Origin of the sequence: Pseudomonas sp. Z1-14 (assembly GCF_051132005.1) — a bacterium.
Taxonomy (GTDB): domain Bacteria; phylum Pseudomonadota; class Gammaproteobacteria; order Pseudomonadales; family Pseudomonadaceae; genus Aquipseudomonas.
This window is the reverse complement of the sequence record NZ_CP071646.1, coordinates 235,081-259,539: the sequence shown is the minus strand read 5'-3', so window position 1 is coordinate 259,539 and position 24,459 is coordinate 235,081. Positions and strand designations below refer to the sequence as shown.

At 63.7% G+C, this 24,459-nt stretch carries 30 protein-coding genes; 15 read left to right on the top strand and 15 right to left on the bottom strand.

The window, feature by feature from the left end:
* Positions 1-49: 49 nt before the first annotated feature.
* A complete protein-coding gene (locus tag J3P89_RS01270) occupies positions 50-541 on the bottom strand; it encodes a DUF523 domain-containing protein (protein WP_434696507.1) in 492 nt (163 codons plus the stop codon).
* Between the two features lie 2 nt (positions 542-543).
* Entirely contained in the window at positions 544-1,176 is a 633-nt protein-coding gene (locus J3P89_RS01265; protein WP_434654904.1) for a 2OG-Fe(II) oxygenase, read from the bottom strand.
* A 140-nt stretch (positions 1,177-1,316) separates the two neighbouring features.
* Between J3P89_RS01265 and J3P89_RS01260 the strand changes: the two genes are divergently transcribed.
* Complete coding sequence (locus J3P89_RS01260) at positions 1,317-2,060, top strand: DUF2059 domain-containing protein (RefSeq protein WP_434627313.1); 744 nt, start codon at positions 1,317-1,319, stop codon at positions 2,058-2,060.
* Between the two features lie 110 nt (positions 2,061-2,170).
* Here the strand turns inward: J3P89_RS01260 and J3P89_RS01255 are convergent, their stop codons facing one another.
* Positions 2,171-3,118 carry an alpha/beta hydrolase gene (locus tag J3P89_RS01255; RefSeq protein ID WP_434696506.1) on the bottom strand — a complete coding sequence of 316 codons (948 nt, stop codon included), beginning with the start codon at positions 3,116-3,118 and terminating at the stop codon, positions 2,171-2,173.
* Positions 3,119-3,226: 108 nt separating this feature from the next.
* Between J3P89_RS01255 and J3P89_RS01250 the strand changes: the two genes are divergently transcribed.
* The 14 genes from J3P89_RS01250 to J3P89_RS01185 all read left to right on the top strand — a co-directional run bounded on the left by J3P89_RS01250 (position 3,227) and on the right by J3P89_RS01185 (position 12,967).
* Positions 3,227-3,802: a DUF6436 domain-containing protein gene (locus J3P89_RS01250; protein WP_434696505.1), complete on the top strand. Its 576-nt coding sequence runs from the start codon at positions 3,227-3,229 to the stop codon at positions 3,800-3,802.
* Positions 3,803-4,208: 406 nt separating this feature from the next.
* Positions 4,209-5,132: a sigma 54-interacting transcriptional regulator gene (locus tag J3P89_RS01245; protein ID WP_434602147.1), complete on the top strand. Its 924-nt coding sequence runs from the start codon at positions 4,209-4,211 to the stop codon at positions 5,130-5,132.
* 92 nt (positions 5,133-5,224) lie between these two features.
* Positions 5,225-5,434 (top strand): hypothetical protein, encoded by a 210-nt coding sequence (locus J3P89_RS01240; RefSeq protein WP_003206573.1) that lies wholly within the window; start codon positions 5,225-5,227, stop codon positions 5,432-5,434.
* Positions 5,435-5,493: 59 nt separating this feature from the next.
* On the top strand, positions 5,494-6,423 hold the full coding sequence (locus J3P89_RS01235; protein WP_434696504.1) for a type III secretion protein: 930 nt from the start codon (positions 5,494-5,496) through the stop codon (positions 6,421-6,423).
* Between the two features lie 28 nt (positions 6,424-6,451).
* The gene (gene sctI, locus J3P89_RS01230) at positions 6,452-6,826 is read left to right on the top strand and encodes a type III secretion system inner rod subunit SctI (RefSeq protein WP_305498116.1); all 375 of its coding nucleotides are present in this window, start codon (positions 6,452-6,454) and stop codon (positions 6,824-6,826) included.
* 13 nt (positions 6,827-6,839) lie between these two features.
* Positions 6,840-7,715, top strand: coding sequence for a type III secretion system inner membrane ring lipoprotein SctJ (sctJ, locus tag J3P89_RS01225; protein WP_434627303.1), 876 nt, complete (start codon positions 6,840-6,842; stop codon positions 7,713-7,715).
* Entirely contained in the window at positions 7,712-8,299 is a 588-nt protein-coding gene (locus tag J3P89_RS01220; protein WP_434696503.1) for a hypothetical protein, read from the top strand. The genes sctJ and J3P89_RS01220 overlap by 4 nt, the downstream gene beginning before the upstream one ends.
* A complete protein-coding gene (gene sctL, locus J3P89_RS01215; protein WP_434696502.1) occupies positions 8,277-8,858 on the top strand; it encodes a type III secretion system stator protein SctL in 582 nt (193 codons plus the stop codon). Before J3P89_RS01220 ends, sctL begins: the two co-directional genes overlap by 23 nt.
* A 263-nt stretch (positions 8,859-9,121) precedes the next feature.
* Positions 9,122-9,346 (top strand): serine kinase, encoded by a 225-nt coding sequence (locus tag J3P89_RS01210; RefSeq protein ID WP_434602154.1) that lies wholly within the window; start codon positions 9,122-9,124, stop codon positions 9,344-9,346.
* Positions 9,333-9,758 (top strand): type III secretion system chaperone, encoded by a 426-nt coding sequence (locus tag J3P89_RS01205; protein WP_434627297.1) that lies wholly within the window; start codon positions 9,333-9,335, stop codon positions 9,756-9,758. The genes J3P89_RS01210 and J3P89_RS01205 overlap by 14 nt, the downstream gene beginning before the upstream one ends.
* Complete coding sequence (sctC, locus tag J3P89_RS01200) at positions 9,751-11,901, top strand: type III secretion system outer membrane ring subunit SctC (protein WP_434602156.1); 2,151 nt, start codon at positions 9,751-9,753, stop codon at positions 11,899-11,901. The genes J3P89_RS01205 and sctC overlap by 8 nt, the downstream gene beginning before the upstream one ends.
* Entirely contained in the window at positions 11,898-12,107 is a 210-nt protein-coding gene (gene hrpT, locus J3P89_RS01195) for an HrpT family type III secretion system protein (RefSeq protein ID WP_305498107.1), read from the top strand. The genes sctC and hrpT overlap by 4 nt, the downstream gene beginning before the upstream one ends.
* Before the next feature lie 6 nt (positions 12,108-12,113).
* The gene (locus tag J3P89_RS01190) at positions 12,114-12,491 is read left to right on the top strand and encodes a type III secretion protein HrpV (RefSeq protein WP_434571107.1); all 378 of its coding nucleotides are present in this window, start codon (positions 12,114-12,116) and stop codon (positions 12,489-12,491) included.
* A 26-nt stretch (positions 12,492-12,517) separates the two neighbouring features.
* Positions 12,518-12,967, top strand: coding sequence for a type III secretion system chaperone (locus J3P89_RS01185; protein ID WP_434696501.1), 450 nt, complete (start codon positions 12,518-12,520; stop codon positions 12,965-12,967).
* Positions 12,968-13,099: 132 nt separating this feature from the next.
* Here J3P89_RS01185 and J3P89_RS01180 read toward each other — a convergent pair whose 3' ends face one another.
* The 12 genes from J3P89_RS01180 to J3P89_RS01125 form a co-directional block, all read right to left on the bottom strand.
* Entirely contained in the window at positions 13,100-13,618 is a 519-nt protein-coding gene (locus J3P89_RS01180; RefSeq protein ID WP_434571103.1) for a type III effector, read from the bottom strand.
* Between the two features lie 116 nt (positions 13,619-13,734).
* Complete coding sequence (gene sctU, locus J3P89_RS01175; protein WP_434571101.1) at positions 13,735-14,835, bottom strand: type III secretion system export apparatus subunit SctU; 1,101 nt, start codon at positions 14,833-14,835, stop codon at positions 13,735-13,737.
* A gap of 15 nt (positions 14,836-14,850) precedes the next feature.
* Positions 14,851-15,648 carry a type III secretion system export apparatus subunit SctT gene (gene sctT / locus J3P89_RS01170; RefSeq protein ID WP_434654877.1) on the bottom strand — a complete coding sequence of 266 codons (798 nt, stop codon included), beginning with the start codon at positions 15,646-15,648 and terminating at the stop codon, positions 14,851-14,853.
* A complete protein-coding gene (gene sctS / locus J3P89_RS01165) occupies positions 15,648-15,902 on the bottom strand; it encodes a type III secretion system export apparatus subunit SctS (protein WP_305498097.1) in 255 nt (84 codons plus the stop codon). The genes sctT and sctS overlap by 1 nt, the downstream gene beginning before the upstream one ends.
* Before the next feature lie 9 nt (positions 15,903-15,911).
* Entirely contained in the window at positions 15,912-16,565 is a 654-nt protein-coding gene (gene sctR / locus J3P89_RS01160) for a type III secretion system export apparatus subunit SctR (protein WP_305498095.1), read from the bottom strand.
* Entirely contained in the window at positions 16,562-17,662 is a 1,101-nt protein-coding gene (gene sctQ, locus J3P89_RS01155; protein WP_434696500.1) for a type III secretion system cytoplasmic ring protein SctQ, read from the bottom strand. Before sctQ ends, sctR begins: the two co-directional genes overlap by 4 nt.
* The gene (locus tag J3P89_RS01150; RefSeq protein WP_434696499.1) at positions 17,659-18,213 is read right to left on the bottom strand and encodes a type III secretion protein; all 555 of its coding nucleotides are present in this window, start codon (positions 18,211-18,213) and stop codon (positions 17,659-17,661) included. The genes sctQ and J3P89_RS01150 overlap by 4 nt, the downstream gene beginning before the upstream one ends.
* Positions 18,203-18,622, bottom strand: coding sequence for a hypothetical protein (locus tag J3P89_RS01145; protein WP_434602163.1), 420 nt, complete (start codon positions 18,620-18,622; stop codon positions 18,203-18,205). Before J3P89_RS01145 ends, J3P89_RS01150 begins: the two co-directional genes overlap by 11 nt.
* Complete coding sequence (locus J3P89_RS01140) at positions 18,609-19,967, bottom strand: FliI/YscN family ATPase (protein ID WP_434696498.1); 1,359 nt, start codon at positions 19,965-19,967, stop codon at positions 18,609-18,611. The genes J3P89_RS01145 and J3P89_RS01140 overlap by 14 nt, the downstream gene beginning before the upstream one ends.
* Entirely contained in the window at positions 19,967-20,860 is an 894-nt protein-coding gene (locus tag J3P89_RS01135) for an FHA domain-containing protein (RefSeq protein WP_434696497.1), read from the bottom strand. Before J3P89_RS01135 ends, J3P89_RS01140 begins: the two co-directional genes overlap by 1 nt.
* A 159-nt stretch (positions 20,861-21,019) precedes the next feature.
* On the bottom strand, positions 21,020-23,107 hold the full coding sequence (gene sctV / locus J3P89_RS01130; RefSeq protein WP_434627275.1) for a type III secretion system export apparatus subunit SctV: 2,088 nt from the start codon (positions 23,105-23,107) through the stop codon (positions 21,020-21,022).
* Positions 23,104-24,099: a TyeA family type III secretion system gatekeeper subunit gene (locus J3P89_RS01125; RefSeq protein ID WP_434602167.1), complete on the bottom strand. Its 996-nt coding sequence runs from the start codon at positions 24,097-24,099 to the stop codon at positions 23,104-23,106. Before J3P89_RS01125 ends, sctV begins: the two co-directional genes overlap by 4 nt.
* Positions 24,100-24,459: the final 360 nt, after the last annotated feature.

Here is a 24,459-nt window from a genome sequence, read left to right as displayed (position 1 = left end):
GGCCCAGCGGGAGCAAGCTCCCTCGCCACAAGAGCGACCGCGCACGCGTCTACAGTTCGCTAAGCGCTTGAAGGGCCAACGCCGCTTCAGCCAGCTCCAGCTCGCTGAACACCCGAACCCCATTGCGCTTGAGCAATGCCGCTGTCACGCCTTCGCCACTTACCTTCACCCCGCTGAACGTGCCGTCATACGTCAGCAGGTTGCCACACGAGGGGCTGTTGGCCTTGAGCACGGCGATGCGGATGCCGTGCTCGCGCACCAACGCCAGCGCTTGATACGCACCGGACAGAAACTGCGCGCTCACATCCTCGCCCTCGGTGGTGATCACCGCCGCGTTGCCATCGAGCACTCGCGCGCCCTGGCCGCCTGGAATCTCCGCCGCCGGCCGAGGCGTGGGCAGGCCGCCGGCGACTTCCGGGCACAGTGGCACGACGCGGCCTTCGTCGAGCCAGTGCTGGAGCAAGTCGAACGGCCCGCTGGCGCCACCGTCGTAGCGCACGCGATGGCCGAGCAGGCAGCGGCTGACAAGGATCTTTTGCATGTTCAGAACAACTCGTTGCCACGGCGCCGGAACCAACCGGTCAAGGACAGCCGATCACGCGTGGCCGGCATGACTTCATGCGGTATATCCCCCGACAGAAACACCACCAGGCAGCCGCCCGTGGGCACCACGTCATGCTCCACGCCTTCATCCAGGTACATGCGCAACTGGCCGCCGTGCTCCGGCAGCCAGGCGTCATTGAGGTAGAGCACCGCCGAGACCATGCGCCGGTCATCATCGCGGAAACGGTCGACGTGCTTGAGGTAGAACGCACCCGGCGGGTACAAGGCGAAATGACTTTCAAAATCCTCCAGGCCCAGGAACAACCCCCGGTTCAAGGCCTCGCGCAGGCTGTCCATCAGCCCCAGGTAACGATCACAGGCCTCGACCTGGCCGGGCTCGATCCACTGGATGCGATCGCCACGAACCCCTTCGCGAATTTCCGAAAACGGCCCACGCCCCACCGCGGCTGGAGCCAGTTCGCCTTCGGCGGCGCGCTGGCGACATTCGGCCGCCAGCGCGCGGGTGAGCGCATCCGGCAAGAAGATGTTCTGCTGCGACCACCCGCGCTCGGCCAGGTCGTCGACGATACGTAACAGCAACGGATGATCAGAAGGTATTCGCATGGCGCGCATAGTATTCCTGTGCCTGCAAAACCGACAGCGCCGCGCAGCGGGTTGGCTGCGCCTGTCAGCACCGTCGTACGAACTTGATACGAATTCTCGACAAGACCCCGCCCCCCACGGAGAATAGTCGGCTGCTGACAGGAGTCCCTATGCGCCGTTTGCTTTTCTCACTGTTGATGTTCTGCGTATTGCCCGCCTGGGCAGACAGCTATGACCAGTTGTACAAGGTCGCCGGCTGGCCGGAACAGCGGGCGCATTTCAATGATGCCTTGAGCGCCGCGCAGCAGCGCTACCAGAACAGCTTGCCGCCGGCGGTCTTCCAGGCGCTGGTGAACAACAGCAACCAGCGTTTCGCGCCCCAGGCCATGGACCAGCGGGCCGAGGCGCAACTGCGCAGCAATCTTGCCGACCCGAACCCGGCCCTGGCTTTTTTCCAGTCGCCACTGGGCCGCAAAGTCGTCGCCGCCGAACTGCTCGCCACCCGCCGCGACCAACTGGCGAAGAACGCCAAGGGCCTGCCGAAGATGCAAGCCAGCGACAATCGCCTGCTGATCATCGGCCACCTGGCCCAGGCCCTGCCTGCCCGCGAAGCCGGCGCCGAAGTCAGCCTGGCGATCGCCGGCGTGGCGGCCGACAGCTTGAGCTCGATGATTCCCGGCCTGCTCGGCGGCGGCCAGGCCCAGGGCATGCTGAACGGCCAGCGCCAGCGCCTGATGGATCAGATCGGCGCGGACCTGAACAACACGTTGCTGTACGTCTACCGCGACCTGACGGATACCGAACTGGAAGAATTCGCCACGTTTGCCGAGTCGGCCGAGGGCCAGGCTTATTATCAGGCGGCATTGGCGGCGATCCGGGCGGGGTTGGCGGTGGGGCAGAATCTGGGGCAGTAATCTTCAGCGCCTGTTGCATCGTCTTCGCGAGCAGGCTCGCTCCCACACTGGTCCCCCAGCACACCCAATACCCTGTGGGAGCGAGCCTGCTCGCGAAGGCCATAGCCCGATTACCGCCGAATCCGGCCCATCCGCTTGCTCAAAAACTCAAACATCTCCTGCCGTATCGCCAAGGTCTCGTTCGCCAGGTGATGCCGCCCCTCGGGCAACATCAATACCTGGGGCCGATCGAACTTGCCGCGCAACACTTGCAGGTTATGCCGCCAGTCCACGGTCATGTCCGCCTGCCCCTGCACGATCAGAGGTTGGCGCGGGCTGCTCGGCGCCGCCTCGATACGCCGGATCCACTGCGCCAGCGCCCCGACCCACGCAGTGGGCAGGCGCAGCGGTTGCAACGGATCGGCCTGCAGGAACGGCAGGAAATCCGGGTCGCTGGAGTTCTCGCTGAAGCGCCGGGCGATGCCGCTCACAAAAGGTTTGAGCAGGTAATAACTGAGGCGCGACCAGCCCCAGGCCCGTGGCCGAACCAAGGGCGACAACAGGATGACCTGGCCCTGGGCCGGGCTGTCCGCGCCGTGGTGCAGCACATGGTCCACCACGATCGCGCCGCCGGTACTCTGGCCGCACAGGTGCCAGGGTTGCGGCAGGTCCAGCGTCTCGGCTTCGGCCAGCAAGCCGCGCAAGGTCGCCTGGTATTCGGCGAAATCGCCGATGCTGGCGCGTTCGCCGCTGGACAGGCCGTGGCCCGGCAAGTCGCAGCTGATCACCGCCCATTGCTGATCGAGCGCCCACTCGACCAAATGCCGGTACAGCCCCATATGGTCGTAATAGCCGTGAAAGAGGAACAGCGTCCCCACGGCTTTTTCCGGCCACCAGACCTGGCCGACCAGTTCATACCCGGCAATGTCGAAACGTCCCAGGCCCCTGCGCAAGGTGCGCGCCGGAAAGTCCAGCCCATAGAATTGCTGGTAGGCCTGCGCTTGCGCAGACAGCGGTTGCCACTGCGCCAGGGGTTGCAGGCTGGCGCGCAGGTGATCGGGGTCGAAGGAGGCGGGCATCAATATTCCAGGCAAATGCGCATCGCGCGAAAACGGGCGTTATACGCCTGCGATATTCATCTGTCGCGCCAGCCATGGCAAGCTACGCGGCTTCAGAGGATCGACTCCATGCGCCCGTCCCACCGCACGACCTTGCTTGCCAGCCTCCTCGCCCTGACGTGCGCCGTCATCCTGTGGTTCGCCTACGACTGGTTCCAGGGGCGTTTCCTCCGGGCGTTCAGTCAACACACGGCGGTGTTTTCCGGCGACCCGCTGCGCCTGCCCGCCGACCTCGCCGGTCCGGGCGCAATCCGCCTGGTGCACTTCTGGGATCCGGCCTGCCCATGCAACGTCGGCAATCAGCAGCACCTCTCCGAGCTGATCGACAAATATGCGCCGCAAGGCGTCGAGTTCTACTCCGTACAAAAGACTGGCAGCCAAGGCCACTTGCCCAGCACGTTGAGCAATCTCAAACCCCTGACGGCGTTACCAGGCTCGGCAGAGATTCCCGCCAGCCCCGCCGTGGCGATCTGGGACCGCAGCGGCAAGCTGGCGTACTTCGGGCCTTACAGCGAAGGCTTGACTTGCAACTCGAGCAACAGCTTTATCGAGCCAATACTTGAAGCACTCAATATTGACCGGGAAGTTAATGCGACTCACACGTTGGCGGTCGGCTGTTATTGTCCGTGGTCGAACTCAAACTAATCCAACCCAACTACGATACGTATTGTTTAAACGTCTGTAGGCGCCTTACAAAATCAGAGCTATTGCTCTTTTCTAGAGTACTTGCTCAAACAGCGAGCTGGCGCTGAACCGTTTGTCGGATCCAATTTTTCGAAAAGCCTCCGAGATCCCCCGATTTTCGCTCCAGACGCCAACCAGGCCGGTCGCGCAGGGGTTTTCGGGGCGTTCTGGCTGCCGAGCTGAATCGTTTAACAACCGTCGGCGCTACGTGAACTTTTCTTTAATCGCTTCTCTAACCCTCGTACAGAAGATGTTGATTTTCCCTGCGATTGCGCGGCGGCGCTATATATCGAGGAAGTTGGATACGCCTTTTCATCGTTTTACTTGTCGACCCTCCTAAACCAAACAAAAAATGGAATCGTCAGTGATGCAAAAGTTGTTATGCGCTGCACTTTCCACTCCCACGAAAGAGGATGCTCTCAATCTTGAGGCGTTTGCCCAGTGCGTCGCCCCGCTAGGGGTCGATGTGCTGTTGCGCGGCGAGACCGGCACTGGCAAGGACACGCTGGCGGAAAAAATCCACCGCATGTCCGGCCGCTCCGGCAAGTTCGTCGCCATCAATTGCGCCGCTATTCCCGAGTCCCTTGCGGAGAGCCAACTCTTCGGAGCCAATACCGGCGCGTTTACCGGTGCCAGCCAGAATCGCGCGGGCTTCGTCGAAGCCGCGCACAACGGCACGCTGTATCTGGATGAGATCGACAGCATGCCGTTAGGGCTGCAAGCCAAGCTGCTGCGCGTCCTGGAGTCCAGGACTGTGCAGCGGCTGGGCTCGACCCAGAACATCCAGGTGGACATGCGGGTGATCGCCTCGGCCCAAAGCCCGTTGGCAGAAATGGTCGAACGTGGCGAGTTTCGTCGGGATCTCTATTTCCGCTTGAACATCATCAGCCTCAAGCTGCCACCGTTGCGCAGCCGCAAGGAACGCATCGTGCCGCTGTTCCAATCCCTGGTACGCCGGGAAGCCCAGGCACTCGACCAGCCCTACGTCGCGCCTTCGCCAGCGCTGTTGCGCCAGTTGCTCGGCTACGCCTGGCCTGGGAACATCCGCGAGTTGCAATCGGCTGCCAAGCGCTACGTGCTCGGCTTGCCGGCACTGCCCCGCGCCGAGCAGCTGGAGCACAACAGCTCGACCCTCAAGCTCAAAGAGCACCTGCAGCAGTTCGAAAAGATCCTCATCGAGGACTGCATGCGTCGCCACCATCACTGCATCGATAAAGTCATCGCCGAGTTGGGCATCGCCCGCCGCACGCTCTATTACCGGATGAAATGCCTGCAAATATCGACGAGCTGAGTGGATTGGTGGAACCGTTTTCGCAGCGGTCGCCACTTATTCGTCGAGACGTTCACGATCGTCTCGCCATTCCACAATCCGGAGATACGACTATGAGTTTTGGTGGAGCTTCTCTCGCCGCCTCCACGGCAGCCATGCAACAGATGGACGCCACGTCGGCGGCGATGACGACCATGAAATCCCAATTCGACCAGAAAAAACTGGTTGCCGACACCATGAACGCAATCGCGGCAGGGTCGATGGACACCGCGACCAAGGCCATCACCGCCATGGGGGAGGCATCCAAGAACATACGCTTCTGACCCTCTCGCTCCAGCCCCGCTCCGGCGGGGAATCCCATGCGCGTCGAGGGAGAAACCCGATGCAGATCCATTCGCCAGACAACCTTCGTAGCACCAGAGATTTGCTCGGTGACGACCCGACACTGCGCCAGGCCTCGCCTGCGAACGGCCTGGCGGATCGGGTCGTCGAGCACCTGGCGCTGCACGGTGCGAGCGATCGGCTGCGCGAGTCGCTCGTCCAATGGAGCAGCGAACACGGCTCGACTGGCGGGCAGCCCCGGTCAGGTTTATCCACCCCGCAGGACAGACTGGCCGCCGAGACCCAGGCCCCTCTGCATCTGGTGCTCGAAGATATTCTTGAGGAGATCAACGGAGGTACCGGGTCCACCCTCGATGTCGACAGCGACGATGCCTATTCCAACGAAGATCTGTTCAACGACCTGGCGCAGATGCTCGCCCACCGCCGGCAGCCTATCGGCGATAACGACGTCGACAGCCAGAGCGATTTCGGCAACGCCAACAACCCGTTCTGCGGTGCGCTGTTCGGCGCCTGGGAGCTGGAAGGCGACCGCGCCACGCGGCGCGACCGCTACGACACCAGCCTGTCGTTGTTGCTCAAGATCATCGCGGTGCTGGGCCGAAGGAAACTGCTGACCCTGCTGGACATCGACGAAGAACAAGGCCAGGCGCGTTATGAACAGGACGACCTGGACCTGCTGTTCGAGGTCGCGGCATTCATGGACCAGCACCCGTCGCGATACCCGCCACCGGCGAGCTTCGACGGGCAAGACTGGACATGGACCGAACGGATTGCCTGTGGCGCATGGCTGGAGTCTCAAGAGACACGGCTGTTCCAACTCGCACTGGAGGAACTGGACCTCGCTCTCGCCCGCCTGGCCGGCCAGCAGCCGTCCATGCAACGGCGCGGTCGACGCAGCCGGGAAGAAATCGAGTTTCATCTGAGCGTGACGGGTAGCGCTCGCAACGTCTTGAGGCTGATGTACGCCTGAAGGCCCACCTTGTAATCGGAGATATGCCATGACCGTACAAGCCATCGACACCACCAGCGTGGTTTCCACCGCAACCAAACCTGGCGCCAGTGCGCGGGCAGGCGCCGAGACCAGCGATGTCAGCTGGTTCAACGCGCAAATGCGAGAAAAAGCCCCCGCCCCCGACAGTGAAAACAACGTCGCGGCGAGGATCATCGATTCGTTGTCCAGCCGCTCCGGCGAATTGCAACGGCTGGACGATCGCGCCAACCGGGACATGCTCAAGGCCATCCGCACCGCCGATCCCCAGGACATGTTGCAGTCCAACCGGTCGCTGTCTTCCTTTCACCTGGAAAGCCTGATGACCGCAAAGATCGTCAGCAAGGGCTCCCAGGCCATCGAGAAGCTCACCAATCTCCAGTAAGGGAAAGCCGGTCATGTTCATGCGCGCATTCTCACCCCTAGTGCTGTGCCTGCTGCTCGCCGGATGCGACGAGAGGACAGCGCTGCACAGCCATCTTTCCGAGCAGGATGCCAATGAAGTGATCGCGGAACTGGCGGACAAGAACGTCGAGGCCAGCAAGCAGGTCGATAAGGACGGGCTGACCGTGCTGGTCGAGCCAGCGGACATGAACAGCGCGGTACAGGTTCTCGAAGCCGCTGGGCTGCCGCGTCGATCGCGCTCCAGCCTGGGGGAAATCTTCCGCAAGGAAGGCGTGATTTCCACACCGATGGAAGAGCGTGCCCGCTACCTCTACGCGCTGTCTCAGGAGCTCGAATCGACACTGTCGCAAATCGATGGCGTGGTGCTCGCCCGGGTCCATGTGGTGCTGCCGGAACGGGTCGCTCCCGGCGAGCCGGTCCAGCCCGCGTCGGCCTCGGTGTTTATCAAGCACACCAGTGCGCTGGATCCTGACAGCATCACGCCGAGAGTGCGCAACCTGGTCGCCAGCGGGATTCCCGGCATGGCTGACGCGGCCCAGAACCCGGCCAAGCTGTCAGTGGTCTTCGTCCCTGCGGCGGCTTATCAGGAACGGCGCAAGATGGCGTATTTCGGGCCGTTCCTCATGCAGGCCGACGACATCGGCTATTGGCGGGGAGTAACCCTGGCGGCCGGCCTCACCTTGCTCGCCCTCCTGCTGGGCGCCTCGTACGGCCTCTACCGGTTGTGGCGCAACGGCGTACTGGTGCTGCCGCGATTTTTCGAGCGCAAGAGCGCAACGCCGGCGGGCGCGCAAAACGGCACGGCGCCACCACTGTTCGCGGTGAAGAACCCGGGCGCCAAGCCTGACAGCAAGGGGACTGCTGCATGAACGCAGCGCTTGAATGGGCTCGCTGGTGGTGCCTGGCGTGGCGCGAAGCAGACCGTGATTGGTACCCAGCGGCGCTCGGCCTGCTGACCGGGCCACAAATCGACGCCTTGAGCCGCGGGCATCACGCCGCATTGGCCCGCGGTTTCGGCATGACGCCGTGCACACCGCCACAGCCCGACCCGGCGGTGTTGTCACTCTGTTGCGGCACGCCCCGAACCTTGGTCCTGGGCTGCCAATTAGTGGCGAACACATGCTCGCCGTTGACAACGATGGACACGCTTTCGCCGCAGGACCGGGCGTGGTGCGAGCGCACCGCCAAGGCGTTGCGCCCCGGACACTGGCTCGAACCAGGCCACGACCCGCTTGTACTGCTGCGCGCCTGGCTGGGGGAGCGGACCTGGGAGCGTACGCGCCTGGCCTTCCCGCGCAGCAGGATCATTGCCCTCGAATCACAGCCCACCCCACGGCCGCCTGCCGCCAAGCTCAACACGCTCTGGCAGTCCGCGTGCTGGAAAGCCGAGCAAAGCCTGGCGCCAGCGCCCCCCCAAACGGAGATACACGATGCTCGCTCGGCGCTCGCTTGACCTACGTCCCGGTGGCCAGGGCCTATTGCAACCCTGTATTCCTCGCGAAACCCTGGTGGACTGTGGCCGAGCACAGGCCGTTCTCGAACAGGCCCAGGCCCACGCCACGCAGCTGATCCAGGGTGCCGCCGAAGAGGCGGGTGCCGCAGTGCTCCAGGCACAGGCGCAGTTCTGGGAAACAGCCGAAACCGTGCTCGCCAGCTGGGAAGCCGAGCGCCAGGCCATGTGGGAACGGATCGAGACCAGCGCCGCGCAGTTGGTCAACGAGGCCTTGGGAACGCTGTTGAACGAAGTCCCGGATCAGACCCGCATCGATGCACTCGTTCGTCAGCTTGCCTCACGCCAGCATGATTCGGTCAGTGCGACTCTTCGCTGTCATCCCGACGACTTGGCGAAGCTGAGCCAAAGTCTGGACTCATCTGGCGAACGTCCCTGGACGCCGGTGGCGGATCCCGGCATGGAGGCGCATCAGCTGAAGCTGGAAACACCAGGTGGCATGTTCCTGCTCGATTGGGCCACGGCTGTTGAAGCGTTGCGCCTGCCCGAGCCGCAGCGGTAGCCCAAACGACCCGAAACCCGTGGCGAGGGAGCTTGCTCCCGCTGGCCTGCGCAGCAGGGCTCAACTTTATTCAGGCAGACCGCATCAGCCGGTTTTGCGACTGCTGCGCAGCCGAGCGGGAGCAAGCTCCCTCGCCACGGGGATTCGGATGTTTGACAGGTCCATCCTCGCCCCCCAACTGATCTTTTGCTCACTTTTCGCGGAACCGTCAGCGGCGGAATCACCACTCATCCGGTGAATACGCTTACCTCGGAGCAACCGCCATGTCTTCTACCGATGCCATCCAGCGCCGTCTCGATACCTATTTCCAACGCGCCAGCGACAACGTCAACAACGCTGCAATGAACGCCGCCGAGAGCCAGTCCCTCGACGATATGCACTCGTTCGTGACCAGCATGAACGGCATGTCGGTCGCGGTGAACGCGGCCACTCAACAGACCACCGCCCACCACAACCTCGCCAAGGCGATCATCGATGCAATGCCATGAGCTGCGCACACAGCTCGCCCGCTGGAACGCCGACGTCGACGGCGCGGAACATTTCGCCATCGTCATCGATGATGGCGAAGCGATCTTCAAGAAGCTGGATGACGGCCTGCTGGTATCGGTCGAGTTGAACTTCCCGCCGGGCAACGAAGGGTCCCTGGAAGACCTTCTGCGGCTGGCGCAGCCAAGCCTCTCGCGATTCCCCGGTGCGTTGGCCCTTTCGCCTCAGGACGAGCGTTTATGGCTACTGGCGCAACTGGCGACAGACGCGCACATCGACGACCTGGTCGAAGTGCTCGAAGCGCTGCTCAACCAGCGGGACACCTGGCAATCGATTCTCCATAAAGAACAACGTGCCGTGGCGCGACGCCCCTCGCACTTTCACTCGCTCGGAACAGGAATCCGCCATGCCTAACAGGTGGCTTGCACCGTACCGCTCGATGGCCGCCGGCCAGGTACACTTTCGCCGGTCCATCGTCCGTCGCTGGACCAAGACATCGCTGCTTGCACTGGCATTGGCCGGCGCGCTGGGCGCGGGCATGCCGGTCGAAGCGGCGGTACCGACCGACTGGAAAAACACGCCCTACGCCTACGATGCCCAGAACACGCCCCTGCCCAAGGTACTTGGCGACTTTGCCAATACTTTCGGGGTGCAACTGGTGCTCGATGGCACCGTGAAAGGCAGCGTCGATGGCCGGATGCGCGCCGAAAGCCCCCAGGCATTCCTCGACCGGCTCGGTCTGGAAAATCGTTTCCAGTGGTTCATGTACGGCAACACCCTGTACGTCAGCCCTTTGCAAAACCAGGATTCCACGCGCCTGGAAGTGTCCGCCGATGCCGCGCCGGACATCAAGCAAGCCCTGACCGACATCGGCCTGCTGGACCCGCGTTTCGGTTGGGGTGAGTTACCCGACGAAGGCGTGGTGCTGGTCTCCGGCCCGGAACGCTACGTGCGCCTGGTGGCGCAGTTTGCCGAGGCGCGCAAGACACCTGAAGAGAAGCAGGAGGTGATCAGCTTCCCGCTGCGCTATGCCACCGCCGCCGACCGGAGCATCAAGTACCGCGGCGATACGCTGGTGATTCCCGGGGTTGCCAGCATCCTCAAAGGGCTGCTGGAAAGCCGCAGTGCGGTGTCCGGCGGAATGCAGGCGACCTCGCCCCAGGCCTCGTTCCAGAACATGCAGGCCCAGCAGTCCATGACGATGGGCAATATCGAGCAGCTGGCATTGAGCGGCATGGGCCGCCCGAACACCAACCGCGTGCAAGGCCCGGAAAGCGCTGGCAAGGGCGGCCGCGGTCGGATCCGCGTCGAAGCCGACGTGCGCAACAACGCAGTGCTCATCTACGACTCGCCCAAGCGTCGGGAGATCTACACGCCGCTGATCCGTGACGTGGACGTGCCACGCAAACTGGTAGAAATCGATGCGATCATTCTCGACATCGACCGCACCCAACTGGCCGAGCTGGCGTCGAACTGGAACGTCGAGAGCGGCGATCTGATCGGCGGCGCCTCGATGATTCGCCCAGGCGCCAGCTCGACGGTATTCATCCAGGACTACGGCGACTTTTCCGCGCAACTGCGAGCACTGGAAGGTCGCGGCCTGGCCTCGGTCGTGGCGAATCCATCAGTACTGACCCTGGAAAACCAGCCGGCGGTCATCGACTTCAGCCGGACCGAGTACATCTCCGCCATTGGCGAACGGGTGGCGACCGTCGAGCCCATCACGGCCGGCACCAGCCTGCAGGTCGTGCCCCACACCATCGAGACCGGCGGCCGCAACCAGATCCAGATGTTCCTGGACATCGAAGACGGCAAGATCGAGCCCTCGGAGGTCGGCCAGCAGACGCCCAGCGTTCGGCGAGGAGTGGTCAGTACGCAGGCGGTGATGGGGGAAAGCCGGTCACTGGTGGTGGGTGGTTTTCATACCGAGGAAACCGGCGACAACCTCGAGCGGGTGCCGTGGCTCGGACGCATCCCGCTGATCGGACCGCTGCTGTTTTCCTCGACCACCCGCGAGACCAGCCGCCGTGAACGCGTATTCATCCTGACGCCCCGACTGATTGGCGACCAGGTCGACCCGGCCCGCTACATCTCCGAGCTCGATCGTGAACAGGTGGACAGCGCAATGGCACGCCTGGAAGAGCGGCGCAACGGCACTCGCCCCATCGGTCGCATCGAGATCAGCGACGTGCTCGCCCAATTGGCCGATGGCAACATTCCGCCGACGTTCAAGCAAGCCGCCTCGATTCCTTATTCGGCCGACACGCTGTGCGCGTTGCAACCGGGGCTATCGCTGGACGCCGGGCGCGCCCAGTGGTTTGCCGGGCCGGACTACGGCATCGCCGTGGGCGTGGTGCGCAACGATGGCGACCGACGGTTGCGCTTCGACGAGGCCAGTTGCAGCACCCGCTGGACCATGGCCACCTCCGCCTGGCCGAAGGTGTGGCTCGAGCCCGGTGAGGAAACCGAAGTGTTCGTCGTCATGAGACAACCCAAGCGCACACCAGGTGGCGGGCGCTCTTCCCTCTTGCAAACCAGTGCGAGGATCACGCCATGAGTCGCACCCCGAAGCTGCTCGTCTTGTTGCTGTGCCTGCCGGTTTTCGCCGGCTGCGCAAACCGTTGGGGCTGCCAGGGCGATGCCTGTAGCCGCGCCGAACCCGACAACGGCCGTCTGGTGATCTGGTGGTCGCCGGGTATGCGCGGCGGCCTGGGCTCCCCCGAACATCCGCTCGACCACTCGGTCGTTCCACTGGAGAACTGAAACGGTATGTCTTTTTCGGTACACAGCGTAAGCACCCGCCAGGCCTTTCAGAAAAACATCATCGCCGGCATCGCGACGTATTGGGAAATAGCCCCAGGCATCGAGTTCTGCCTGCGACGCGAGCCCCACAGCTTGGGGCTCGCGTTACAGATACAAAGCCAGGCACTAGGCGTGAGCCAGGTGCGACGGGCGCTCGAACGACGCTTTGCCCACCCGAGTGACTACGCGCAACTGTTCCTGTTTCTCGATCCGCAGCGCGCGCTGGTGGTCTGGCAGGCGCTGCCCGAATCACCGATCTCGTCGCAGATGCTCGACGAGATCCAGTCCCGGCAATTGTCGTTGCTGGGCCTGGAAGACCTTGACGATTATTCGGTTACTTACTGAAGGCCCGTGGCCGAGGGAGGCTTTGCATGACCACCACACCGCTCGCCCAGCGCTTGATCTCAGCCCTCGCGGAACACCTGCATGCGCAGTTGCAACTGGAGGGCGGCGTCTGCGCGCTGTATGACGCAAGCAACCGGGAAGCCGTGATCATCGAGCTGCCCGATCACGGCGATGTGGCCATCCTCCATTGCGCGATCGATGTGCCAGCCCATGCACCTGGCCTGCATAAACGCCTGTTGGAACTCAACTTTCGACTGGATCTGCTCGGCGGCAGTTGGCTGGCCCTGGACGAAAAGGGCAGCGTTCGCCTGTGTGCCCATTGCCCGTTGTCGATGCTCGACGAGGCGCGGTTCTGCCATTGGATCGTCGGTTTCATCGGCCAGGTCGGCGAAGTGCGCGCACGCTTGATGCCGTCCGCTACGTCAGCGGCCTCACGTCCAACCTCGCTCAATGCGAGCCGCACCCGACTCGGCTAGACAACAAAAAACCGTGGCGAGGGAGCTTGCTCCCGCTTGAGGGCGAAGCCCTCACAAAAGGTCTGCTGCGCAGCCCATCGGGAGCAAGCTCCCTCGCCACGGGTACAGCGTTTTTCCAAGTCATTGCGAGCCTTACCGAAGCTTCATCGCCTCACCTCCCTCCTGCATGACTCTCCTCGCAGTGTCCATGAAGCCCTTGGTGACTTCCGTCACCGTGTCGCTCATCAACTTGGCCATGTCGGCCGAGCTCTTGACGATCATCATTTCGCTCTGACGCTCCTCCATTCGCATCTGCATATCGAACTGCTTTTCCATCAACTGCTTTTGACGGGTTTCCATCTCGCTCATGAATGAGTCAGGGGTGCGAGGCGGCGCGGTGGAACCGGGGCTTTGCGTGTCATCCAGCGGTCGATCGTCAGACGGCGTAGCCGTGCGCTCGGCACCCCGTGTCCGGGTCCGGCCGCGCTGGTGGACCGCAGGGGGCGACGAAGACGAGCGACCCCGCCCATGCAGGCTTTGAGTGCCGGTACGCTGCTGGGCGTCGCGAGGCTGCTGGCTCAACGAGGGCGAGCGCGACGAGTGCAAGCCGTCGACGCCATGCAGGGCACCAGTGCCCCTTATGGAATTGGCCAGTGAATTGGGTTCAGGCATAGGGGAATCTCCACGAGTCGGTGTGTGCGGTGGGACTGCCGGCAAACCGGCATCGCCCGGGCGATCCCGGGCTCACTACCTGAGTGGCATCCCGGTGCGCACCGGTTCCATCGGCCTCAGCGCAGGTTCAGTTCCGGGATTTCGATCACCTCGCCCTTGGCCTCGTCATCCAGCTCGCGCAAAACCCGATAAATGTGCGCAACCGCCTGAAGCGTTTCCCGCGGGATATATCCACCTACGTCTTCCTTGTAGATCGTTCGCGCCAGCCAGATGCATTGAATGACCGGGATACGCGCCGCCTTGGCTCGCTCGATCAGGGCACGGGCGTCGGCATCGACGCCCTTGGTAATGAGCTGCGGCAACGGCGTCTCCTCCGGCCGATAAAGCAGCGCGACGGCGAAGTGAGTCGGGTTGACCACCAACACATCGGCCTCTTCCACCGGCTTGGTTTCCTTGCTGGCAGGTTGGTCTACCAACTGCCGGGCCAGGCTGCGTCGATGCATCTTGACGTGGGGATCGCCCTCCATTTCCTTGAATTCCTTACGCACCTCTTCTTCGCTCATACGCAGGCGCTTGGCGAAGAAATATTTCTGCAGGCCAAAATCGAGAATCGCCAGCACCAGCAACACGCCCAGACAGATGTGCATGATGTGCCGGAACAGGCTGGCGAGCCCGCGCCAATAGCCATGCAGGTCACCGTTGACCAGGCTGATCAACGACCCGAGGGCAGGCATCGTCACCAGGTAAAGCACGCTGGCGATGAACACTGCCTTGACCAGCCCCATGAACAGCTGGATCAGCGCCTGGGCGGAAAACATCTGCTGGGCCTGGTTCAACGGGTTCAAGCGGTTCGGATCGGGGTGAAGGGCTTCGGGCGCGAACAGGAAGCCGAACTGTACCCAACCGGCGATCAGGCGCGTGGCGATTGCCAACCCGACGGTCATCAAGGTGAAACTGAGCAACACGCCACCGGCATGGGCCAGGGTTTCCTCGAAGGCGCGCACGAAGTCGCCGTCCAGACGATGCAACGGGAACAAAACCATTTCACCCAGCGCCTGCATGCTGTTGTCAGCCTGGGTCAATGCCACTTCGGTGACTGCCGTGAGTACCAACAGGCTGCTCAGGTCCTGGCTCTGGCCGACCTGGCCTTTTTTGCGGGCGTCACGGATTTTCTTCGGTGTCGCGCGCTTGGTCTTCTCCCCGCTGTCTTCACTCATGAACAAGCCCTTCCTTCAAGGCGCCTGCAACAGCAGGTGGAGCAGGTTGCGGATTTCTCCGTAGCGGCCGAGACGGCCAGTCATCGCGTCCCATAACGTGGGCAGGTAGAACAGCAGGAAGCCCAGCCCGACCAGGCTTTTCGCCGGCATGGCGAGGACAAAGACCTGCAATTGCGGGCTATACAGGCTGAGCAAGGCCAAGGCGAACTCCACCAGCAACAGCAAGCCGATGAAGGGCGCCGCATAAAGCATCATGTGCATGAACATTTCGGCAAGCAGCCCGAGGAACACCCCGAAACCATCCGCGCCGGGCAACGGAAACCAGACCGTGGGCGACCAGACCAGGTAGCTGTCCCAGATCACCTGGGTCAGCGTGCCGATGCCCAGGGTGGCGACCAGCAACAGGATCGTCATCTCCTTGAACAGGTGGCCCAACGGCGTCGTATCCGTGCCGAGTGCCGGGTTCAACTGGCCGCCGATGAGCGCACCGCGCTGGTTATCGAGCAAGGCCCCCACCGATTCGTACAGCCAGAATGGCATGGCCAGCAGCACCCCGAGCAGCAGGCCCAGCACCACCTCCTTGAACATCAACCCAGCCAGGGTCAGCCAACTGACCTGGGCATCAATCAGGGCCTGGCGGATGCCCGGCGCCGGCAACATGCCCAGGGCGAACACCACGGCATGGCGCGGCAGGCCTCGCAAATGCTGGAAGCAGAACACCGGGACCAGGTAAGCCACCGGATAGATACGCGCCATGCCAAGGGCGATCGACAGCAGCAAGTCGAAATAGGGAAGGAAGGCCTGGGTCGTCATCAGGTGCTGGCCATCAGTTCAAAAGCCCGACGCAACAGGCCCAGCAGCTCGGCGCCAATCCAGCGACCGGTGACCAGCAAGGTCAGCCCGACGGCCACCAGCTTGATGCCGAAGGGCAAGGTCTGGTCCTGAATCTGCATCAAGGCCTGCACCAGGGAAGTCAGCACACCGACGATCACCGCGACGATCAGGGGCGGCGCGGACAGCAGGACCACCAGCAACATGCCTTCCTTGAACAATGTCATCGCGTCCATCGCATGCCCTCAGAGATAGGAGTAGAACAGGCTGTCGAGCAATTGCGTCCAGCCTTGCACGAGGACGAACACCAGCAGCTTGAGCGGCAACGAAATGGTCATCGGCGCGACCATCTGCATACCGAGCGCCAGCAGCAGGTTGGACACGATCAGGTCGATGACAATGAACGGGATGTAAATCAGGAAGCCCATCTGGAAGCCGGCCTCGAGCTCCGACAACATGAAGGCCGGGATCAGCAGCATCAGGTCGTCGCGACTGGCTTGCTCGGCGCGCTCCTTGGGCCACATGCGCTGGGTGTTTTCCAGCAGGTGGGTGAGGATGTCCGGGTTGGTATTGCGCGACATGAAGGCTTGCAGCGGTTTTACCGCGTTCAAGGCAGAACCCTGCAACGCCTCGGTATTGCTGAAATCCAGTGGCCGCTCTTTCAGTTCCTCGGCGATATCGTGGCCGACCGGCGCCATGATGAACAACGTCGCCGCCAGCGCAATGGCATACAGCGCCATGTTCGGCGGCACCTGCTGCACGCCGATGGCGTTGCGGGTAATCGTCAACACGATGGCGATCTTCAGGAAGGCGCTGCAAATGATCAGCAACAAGGGAACCAATGAGATCCCGCCGATGAACAGCGCCAGCAGAAAGGGGTCGACCCCCTGGAAGCTCATCCAGCCACATCCACGCGAGTGATCTGCAGACCGAGCCGGCCATCCACTTCTACCAGTTCGCCGTGGGCCAAGGCCCGTTCGCCATGGAACAACGCCGCCGCGCCCGGCGCCACGCCCTGGACCTGGAGCACCGAGCCGGGTGCAAGGTCGCGTAACTCGCCGAGGGTCAGGCTCAAGTGGCCGCAACGTATCGTCAGCGCCAATGGCAGGTCGTCGAAACGCTCGCGGGTGGCGGCAGGATCTGCAACCGGCACCTGCGTGGCATCGGAGTCGACGGGGTAAGGCGCTGGTTGCTCGTCGACTTCAGGTGCCTGAACGTCGGGTTCGTAGCGAGTGGTGTCGTCCCAGTCGGGCGTCAGGATGTCGGTATCGGCGGTGGTGCTCATAGCGGTTTCCTCCAGAGCGAGCAAGGTCAGGCGCAACGGCGCGGCACGGTCGTATACCCGGACCCGCGCACATTGCCGGCCCAGGCGAATGATTCCTTGGCCGGATTGATCGAACAGGGCGGACTCCGGAACCAGCACGTCACCGGGGCGCAGCGCGGCCACGTGCCTGGCGGCCAACGTCAGGTGCCCCAATGGCAGCGGAACATCCAGCGCAAGGTCGTTGCCCCAGGGCACACTCCGACGCTGCCATGGCGCTGCGCCAAGCACCCCCAGCAGCGTCGTCCCGGCGATTTGCAGATGGCTCGTGGCACGGGCCGCGCCTGTTTTCACCTCGATCCGGCAGGCGATGCCCTCGACGACGTGACCGGCCAGCGGTCTCAGAAAACCGAATGCCTGCCGCAAGGACTCGCTCAGGGTTTGCTGGAACAGCGCCCAGAACCAGGCGTCATCCGCGCAAGGCTCGGCGGGCAGGACCACTGGGCACTCGCCGAACAGGCTGAGTACCGGGCCGGGCTCGTCGAGGGCCAAGGCACCTTGCGCACACTCCAGCACAAACGGCGTCGCTCTCGCCGCGCCGCTGGCCGGGGTCAGTTCCACCACGCCCGCTTCGCCCGCCACCTCGAACGGCAGACTGACGCCAGCCCCCAAGCGCTGCCGGGCGGCGGCGTCATCGCTGCACATCGATCGCAGCGCCAATGCACGTACGCTCATGTCGCACTCGCCTCCTCTGCGGATGCCACGCGCACCGTCACCGGCTGGCCCAGGCTCTGACCCAACGCCTCTTCCAGGCGCCCGGACCGACTCGATAACCGCGAACGTACTTCTTCGGTTTCTCCACTCAGGCCAATGTCCCAGCCAGAGGTCCCGGCCAGACGCTGCGCAGAGACCCTAATCCGTCCCAGGTGGGGAAGGTGCAGCAGCAGGTCCAATTGCTGGTCGAGCGTGGCCCGCAGACGTGGCGAAAGCTGATCGACAAAGGCGTCCACTTCGCCGCTCTCCAGGCCCACCCACCCTGACAGGGAGCCGGCGCTGGCGGTGTCATCCTCGCCATTGCCCCGAGGTGCGTCGACCCACTGGCGAAACCAGTAGCCGTCACTGCGCCCGGCAATCACTTCGGGGTCGCGTTCGGAAGCGGGCGCAGGCTCGCGGGCCGCCGGACGGGTGGCCCGACTCATCTGGGCAGGCGCGTACTCATGCGCACGCGGCGCGTGCCGGGCGGATGCAGACGGCGGTCCACCGCGTACCGTGCGTTCATTCATCATCGGGGACCTCCACCAGGTATTCCATCATGGCGCCGAGCTTTTCCAGGTCACGCCTGCGCCCTTGCAATCGCTGCTGCGCGGCTTCGGTATGTCGTGCCTGCTGCGCCTGTTCCTCGTCCAGCGCCTGCAAGGCCCGCGCTTGCTCCGCCAGCTCACCGATCAAGCGCCGCTCCTCGGTGCTCCAGGCATTGAGTTCGCAAATGCTCAGCGCACGGCCACGGTGCTCGCCGTAGAGGGCCTCGCGCTGAGCCGCCTGCTGCTCACAGGCTGCCTGCCAGCGCGCCCGCGCGGCGGCGAACGCGGCCTGGCGCTCGCGCAAAAGCTCGCGCTGCTGGCGCCAGGCCCGTTCGGCTTGCGCCTCGCGATGCCGGCGCACCGGCGCCAGGGCGTCCAGATCAGCCCGGGACATAGGCGGTCAATTGCTGGAGGTGGGCCAATGTCGACGTGAACGTCTCCGGCTCACGCAAGTCCTGGCGCAGGAATGCGTCCAGGGCGCTGCGGGATTCCACCGCCAGGTCGGTCAAGGGGTCGGCGCCGGCCTGATATTCCCCCAGGCGCAGCATCAGTTCGATCTGCTCGTAGGCCGACAGCAACCGCCGCAGATTGATGCCCGCTCGAAGGTGCTCGGCCTCGGCGACATTGGCCAGGGTTCGCGAGAGACTGGCCAACACGTCGATCGCCGGGTAATGACCGCGCTCGGCGAGTTTGCGCGACAGCACGATGTGACCATCAAGCAGCGAACGCACTTCATCCGCCACCGGATCGTTCATCGAATCCTGTTCGATGAGCACCGTATAAAGCGCGGTGATCGCCCCCTCATTACTCAACCCGGCCCGCTCGACCAGACGCGGCAGCAGGCTGTAGACCGAAGGAGGCAAGCCGCCGCGCCCCAGCGGTTCGCCAGCGGCGAGGCCGATTTCCCGTTGGGCTCGGGCGAACCGGGTCAGCGAGTCGATGAGCAGCAGGACGCGCTGGCCGCGGGCGCGAAAGCCCTCGGCCAAGGCCGTGGCGGTGAATGCCGCGCGGGCCCGCTCCATGCTGGACCGGTCGGAGGTGGCACACACCAGGACTGCACGAGCGCGCAATTCATCGTCCAGTTCATGGTCGAGAAATTCGCGCAACTCGCGCCCGCGCTCACCGATCAAGCCGAAGACAATGACATCGCAGTCAACGTTGCGGGCGATCTCCGCCAACAATGTGGTCTTGCCGCAGCCGGCACCCGCGAACAACCCGACACGCTGGCCTTCGCCAAGTGTCAGCGGGCCGTCGATGGCGCGTACGCCGGTCATCAAGGGCTGTTGAATGCGCGGTCGCGCGGTCGGCGCAGGCGCCTCGCCAATCACTTGCGAGGCCTGCAGCACCTGCGCCCCGGCGAATGCGCCCACGCCACCGTCCAGCAGGGGCCGACCGAAGCCGTCCAACACTTGCCCAAGCAATTGCGGGCCGACAGTCACCCGATGGGGCATGCCCAGCGGTTCCACGACAGCGCCTACCCGCACGCCCTCAAGGCCACCCAAGGCGCTGAGCAAGGCATCGTGGCGGTCGAAGCCGACGATTTCGGCGAGCAACGGCTCGCGCGCGTCACGTTCGACCTGGCAGAGGTCACCGATCTGCGCTCCCGGCAGCCGGCATTGCAACAAGATGCCGCTGACCCGCTGTACCTGTCCGCGCACCATGACCGGTGAGAAGCGGCGCAGATGCGCCCGTTGGCCGGCCTCCCAGGTTTCCAGTCGTGCGATGGCCGCCTGCGTCATCACCAGGTGACCTCGTAGCGTTGCTCACCTTCGAAGGTGACCTTGCCGGCATCGATCGCGGTCAGGCGCAGCCCATCGATCTGGTCGCCCAAAAACAACCGGCGGCCGTCGGCCGTGACGACATGCCCATGTTTGCCGCCGACGATCTGGGCGATCTGAAACGGCAGTTGACTGAGCCGCTCCCTGACGTTGGTCGTGATCGCGACCGACGTATCGTAGCGGGCATGGAAACGCTCCATCAGCCGTTCGACCATCGCCAGGCGTTGACGCGGCAACTCACCCACCAGGGCCAGTCGGCCGTCCTGGACCTCGGTCTGCACCTGGGCATCCAGGTCACGCTCCTGAAGCATGCGATCGAGCTCCAGGCGGACCGCCTCGACAGTGTCCAGGGCCACCTTGGCCGGCTTGAGCTGTTGCACCGCGCCGGGCGCCACGGTCGGTGCCGGCTGGCTGGTGAAGGCCAAGGCGCTGGAGGCAACGGTGATCACCGCGGCAGCGATGCCCAGGCGCTTGGTCCAGGAAGGCCGCGCCGTGGCCCTTTGCGGTTCGCGCTCTACCGCCAGGTGCGCGGCTTCGTCCAGGGCTGCTTCTTCAGGCCAGGGCTGATCCGCCGGGGCCAGGCACAACCAGACGCCAGCGATAGAGAACGGCGCATTGCTTTGCAACGCCCCGGCGGGAATCCAGGGCTGGCCTTGTGCATCACAGACCTTCCCCTCCAGTGAGTCCAGCAACCATTGGCCCTGAACCTGCTTGAGGGCCACGTGATGTGCGCAGATACCTGGATCGTATAACGCCAGGTCGGCGTCTTCCGCCGCTCCCACTACCCATTGCTCGCCTACCAGCGGCAATGCCGCACCTCGGTGCAGACCACTCAATACACGCAGCTCGAACATGGCCAGCTCCTCAAGGCGCGACGGGGGTGCGCCCACAATCCGGTTGAACGACGGGGCACGGGTAGCCCTCGTCCACTGTCACAGCCAGGCCATCGAACGCGCCTGGATTTACATCGTTACGCGTGGCAGCGCTGCCCGCGCGCCGAGGGAAAAAAATCCTCATGCGGCGTCCTCGATCCGCAGTTGTTCCTGCTCGAGATCGAAGCGCCCCAGCACGGTGACCTGGGCATTGCTGTGCAACTCGCTGAAGGCAAGCACGGGCACGTGATTGAACTCGTCACGCAGCAAGTCACGCAGCGGCGCGCGCAAGTCCTGGGCGACCAACAGCACCGCCACGCGTTTGGCCCGCAACGGGAAGCCTTCGCGCAGCTGCAAGACCAAGGCGCGGGTATGTACGCTTTCCAAGGCAAAAAAGGTTTCCGTCTGGGTCTGGCGCAGCGCGTCGCGCAGCAGCCCTTCGGTTTCCGGCGTCAGCAGCCAGACGTGCAAGCCGTCTTCATCGCGGTACTGGTGATAGATCTGCGACTTCAGGGCGATGCGGGCGTAGTCGGTGAGCGCACCGACATCGCGCTCGTGCTGCCCATGCTCGATCAACGACTCGGCGATCAATCGCACCGCTCGCAGCGGCACGCCTTCGCCTGCCAAGCGTTGCAGCACGGCGGCGAAACGGGCCAAGGGCATGGTCCGCTGCAGCTCCTGCACCAGCTCTGGCTGTCCGGCTTCGAGCCAGCTGAGGATCGACTTGCTTTCCTGCAGGCCGAGGAACTGCGGGCCGGTGGCAAACATGGCCCGGCTCATGCGTTCCACCAGCAGCTCCCCCGCCGGCACCGCTTCCACGCGCTCGTCCGCCAGCAGCGGGTCGTCGGGGGCCAGCCAAAGCCATTGATGCTCGTCACGCACCTCGCTGCCGACCCGGGCATCCTGCGGCTCGAATGGCAGCGGCCCGCGCGCCACCGCCACGCGGTCACCGAAGGTCGCCCGCAACATCGGCACTTCGTGCACGCAGAACCGGAACTCGTCGTCTTCCAGCTGCGTGCTGTATTCGATCTCGAAGGGCGGCAAGGTCAGGCCAAAACCTGCAACCAGCGCGTTGCGCTTTTTGCGGATCGACTGGATAACGTCCTCGGCGGCCGGGTTGCCTTCCATCGCCTTGGAAAATTGCAAGAGATAGGCCCGGGTCGGGTCGAAGCTGCGCAGGTCCTCGGCGCCATTGTGTTCCGGCGTGACGACCGTTTCAGACTGCTCCGCCTGGCGGGCCTGTTTTGCCCGGCCATGCAACTGGATGATGCCCGCCGTGCCGGTGATCAAGGCAATCACGATGAACACCAGCGTCGGCATGCCGGGCAACGCGGCGAAGCCGAGCATTCCCACCGAAGCGATGACCCAGGCCTTGGGCTCGGCGGTCAACTGCTTGGCGATTTCCTTGCCTACGCTGCTGCCGGCTGGCTGTCCTTCCGGCGAGACGCGGGTAATGATCATGCCGGCGGTCAGGGAAATCAGCAGGGCCGGGATTTGCGCGATCAGACCGTCGCCAATGGTCAACACGGCATACAAGTGCATCGAGTCGGACGCGCTCATGTCATGCTGGACCATGCCGACCGAGAAGCCGCCGATGAGATTGATCACCACGATCACCAGGCCTGCGATGGCGTCGCCCTTGACGAACTTCATCGCCCCGTCCATCGCCCCGAACAGTTGGCTTTCCTTGTTCAGTTCCTCGCGGCGGCGACGGGCCTCGCTGACATCGATGAGGTTCGCCCGCAAGTCGCTGTCGATGGACATCTGTTTGCCAGGCAGCGCGTCCAGCGTGAACCGCGCCGCGACTTCGGCGACCCGCTCGGAGCCCTTGGTGATCACCAGGAAGTTGACCACCGTCAGGATGAGAAAGATGACCAGCCCGACCGCAAGGTTGCCCCCCACCACGAAATTGCCGAACGCCTGGACGATATGACCCGCGTCGCCCTGGAGGAGAATCAAGCGCGTGGTCGCCACCGACAGCGCCAGCCGGAACAAAGTGGTCAGCAACAGCACCGCCGGGAACGAGGAAAACGCCAACGGACGCGGCAGGTACAGCGAGAGCACGATCAGCAGGCAAGAGATGCAGATGTTGATGGCGATCAGCGCATCGACCACCGCCGTCGGCAACGGCAGGATCAGCATGAACACGATGCCGAGCACCACGAACGCGCCGGCCACCTCGATACGTTGCACCGCCGCCTGGGCGACTTTGTTCAGCATGGCGATCATGGACGCGCTCCAATAACCGGTTCGGCGGTCTGTCCACGGGTCTCGCCACGGGAACGCTCATCGAGCAGCACGAGCAGATTTTTCAGCGCGCTCTGGCGGCTTTTCGCATCGCGCCAGAGCGCCAGCGGCAAACGCTTGAGCAAGGGGTACAAGCCGTTCAAGGAGACCAGTTGGTCGCGCTCCTGATCGCCGCCCAATTCACGGCCGATGCGACGCACCTCCGCCGAAGACAGGCCGCTGCTGACAAACCCCAGCATGCGCTGGAGCAACAGCACAGCCGTAAGCTGGCTGGCCGGGCAACTGTAGGCCAGTTGCTCCAGCAAACGGCGACAGCTTTGCAGCACGCTGCTCAGTTGCGTCGAGGCAGCGAGGCCGATCAGCAATGTGCGCAGCAGAGCGGTAGGGCGCGAAGGGGCATGGGCGGCGATGTCGTCAGCCAGCGCGCGGCGCATCATGTCGAGCCCCGAGACGAATGCCGCTTCGCCGAACAGACCAAGCAACGCCTGCATCATGGTCGGCAAGGATTGCTTGAGCACCACGGTGTCGTAATAGAGGCGCCGTACCGCCTGGCGCAGTTCCGGATCGCCACCGGAGGCCCGCAGGGCCTCGGCGATGTTCATGCCGGCCTGGATCTGCGCGCCATAACGCTCGCGCAACAGTTGCAGATAGTCGCGGGCACGCTTGGCTTCGACGAGACGACCCTGCGTCTCGGCGTCCAGCAGTGCCTGCTTCAGGATCAGGTCGGTGCGGGCCGGATCTCCGCCAGTCGATTGCACCAGTTCTTCAAGTACCGGCTGGCCACCGAGCAGGACGCCGGCCTGGGCAGCCATGGCCCCCAGGCTCTGCTTGCCGGGGTGGCCGAGTTGGTCGTACCACTCTTCCAGTTGTTCACGGGTCTCGACCCGCACCTGGCCCACCTCGCTGCGGGCATTACGGATGCGGCGCTGGTTCAGCGCCTTGGTATTGCGTTCCACATGATGGCTGAAGGTCATGCCGACCTCCTCCATCGAACTGGACTGCGTGGCCTGCGACGACTCGACAGGCCTGCCAACGCCCGCGACAGCCGAAACGGCCTGGGCGAGATTGGCGGCAATGTGCGCATTTGTCGGGGCTTCTACTTTCATGATGACCGGCAGCGTGGTTTCGGACGCTCAGTGGGTGGCGGTGATCCACCATTCGGTTCCATCGCCATCACGGGCTTTTCTAAAGCGAACGACCGAGTCGTCCGCGGGCCGTTTCCCGAAGAGCCGGTCGGTGCAATTTCATGCAGTGGACGTCTGGAAAGCCGTGCACGGCCTTGCACAAATAGAGCATTTGCACCAATAAAAATACCTTAAATTTCAAATAGATAA

Excerpts from the sequence above, each read along its gene's own strand:
- J3P89_RS01270 (WP_434696507.1), bottom strand. The coding sequence starts at position 541 with ATGCAAAAGATCCTTGTCAGCCGCTGCCTGCTCGGCCATCGCGTGCGC.
- J3P89_RS01265 (WP_434654904.1), bottom strand. The coding sequence starts at position 1,176 with ATGCGCGCCATGCGAATACCTTCTGATCATCCGTTGCTGTTACGTATC.
- J3P89_RS01260 (WP_434627313.1), top strand. The coding sequence starts at position 1,317 with ATGCGCCGTTTGCTTTTCTCACTGTTGATGTTCTGCGTATTGCCCGCC.
- J3P89_RS01255 (WP_434696506.1), bottom strand. The coding sequence starts at position 3,118 with ATGCCCGCCTCCTTCGACCCCGATCACCTGCGCGCCAGCCTGCAACCC.
- J3P89_RS01250 (WP_434696505.1), top strand. The coding sequence starts at position 3,227 with ATGCGCCCGTCCCACCGCACGACCTTGCTTGCCAGCCTCCTCGCCCTG.
- J3P89_RS01245 (WP_434602147.1), top strand. The coding sequence starts at position 4,209 with ATGCAAAAGTTGTTATGCGCTGCACTTTCCACTCCCACGAAAGAGGAT.
- J3P89_RS01240 (WP_003206573.1), top strand. The coding sequence starts at position 5,225 with ATGAGTTTTGGTGGAGCTTCTCTCGCCGCCTCCACGGCAGCCATGCAA.
- J3P89_RS01235 (WP_434696504.1), top strand. The coding sequence starts at position 5,494 with ATGCAGATCCATTCGCCAGACAACCTTCGTAGCACCAGAGATTTGCTC.
- sctI (WP_305498116.1), top strand. The coding sequence starts at position 6,452 with ATGACCGTACAAGCCATCGACACCACCAGCGTGGTTTCCACCGCAACC.
- sctJ (WP_434627303.1), top strand. The coding sequence starts at position 6,840 with ATGTTCATGCGCGCATTCTCACCCCTAGTGCTGTGCCTGCTGCTCGCC.
- J3P89_RS01220 (WP_434696503.1), top strand. The coding sequence starts at position 7,712 with ATGAACGCAGCGCTTGAATGGGCTCGCTGGTGGTGCCTGGCGTGGCGC.
- sctL (WP_434696502.1), top strand. The coding sequence starts at position 8,277 with ATGCTCGCTCGGCGCTCGCTTGACCTACGTCCCGGTGGCCAGGGCCTA.
- J3P89_RS01210 (WP_434602154.1), top strand. The coding sequence starts at position 9,122 with ATGTCTTCTACCGATGCCATCCAGCGCCGTCTCGATACCTATTTCCAA.
- J3P89_RS01205 (WP_434627297.1), top strand. The coding sequence starts at position 9,333 with ATGCAATGCCATGAGCTGCGCACACAGCTCGCCCGCTGGAACGCCGAC.
- sctC (WP_434602156.1), top strand. The coding sequence starts at position 9,751 with ATGCCTAACAGGTGGCTTGCACCGTACCGCTCGATGGCCGCCGGCCAG.
- hrpT (WP_305498107.1), top strand. The coding sequence starts at position 11,898 with ATGAGTCGCACCCCGAAGCTGCTCGTCTTGTTGCTGTGCCTGCCGGTT.
- J3P89_RS01190 (WP_434571107.1), top strand. The coding sequence starts at position 12,114 with ATGTCTTTTTCGGTACACAGCGTAAGCACCCGCCAGGCCTTTCAGAAA.
- J3P89_RS01185 (WP_434696501.1), top strand. The coding sequence starts at position 12,518 with ATGACCACCACACCGCTCGCCCAGCGCTTGATCTCAGCCCTCGCGGAA.
- J3P89_RS01180 (WP_434571103.1), bottom strand. The coding sequence starts at position 13,618 with ATGCCTGAACCCAATTCACTGGCCAATTCCATAAGGGGCACTGGTGCC.
- sctU (WP_434571101.1), bottom strand. The coding sequence starts at position 14,835 with ATGAGTGAAGACAGCGGGGAGAAGACCAAGCGCGCGACACCGAAGAAA.
- sctT (WP_434654877.1), bottom strand. The coding sequence starts at position 15,648 with ATGACGACCCAGGCCTTCCTTCCCTATTTCGACTTGCTGCTGTCGATC.
- sctS (WP_305498097.1), bottom strand. The coding sequence starts at position 15,902 with ATGGACGCGATGACATTGTTCAAGGAAGGCATGTTGCTGGTGGTCCTG.
- sctR (WP_305498095.1), bottom strand. The coding sequence starts at position 16,565 with ATGAGCTTCCAGGGGGTCGACCCCTTTCTGCTGGCGCTGTTCATCGGC.
- sctQ (WP_434696500.1), bottom strand. The coding sequence starts at position 17,662 with ATGAGCGTACGTGCATTGGCGCTGCGATCGATGTGCAGCGATGACGCC.
- J3P89_RS01150 (WP_434696499.1), bottom strand. The coding sequence starts at position 18,213 with ATGATGAATGAACGCACGGTACGCGGTGGACCGCCGTCTGCATCCGCC.
- J3P89_RS01145 (WP_434602163.1), bottom strand. The coding sequence starts at position 18,622 with ATGTCCCGGGCTGATCTGGACGCCCTGGCGCCGGTGCGCCGGCATCGC.
- J3P89_RS01140 (WP_434696498.1), bottom strand. The coding sequence starts at position 19,967 with ATGACGCAGGCGGCCATCGCACGACTGGAAACCTGGGAGGCCGGCCAA.
- J3P89_RS01135 (WP_434696497.1), bottom strand. The coding sequence starts at position 20,860 with ATGTTCGAGCTGCGTGTATTGAGTGGTCTGCACCGAGGTGCGGCATTG.
- sctV (WP_434627275.1), bottom strand. The coding sequence starts at position 23,107 with ATGATCGCCATGCTGAACAAAGTCGCCCAGGCGGCGGTGCAACGTATC.
- J3P89_RS01125 (WP_434602167.1), bottom strand. The coding sequence starts at position 24,099 with ATGACCTTCAGCCATCATGTGGAACGCAATACCAAGGCGCTGAACCAG.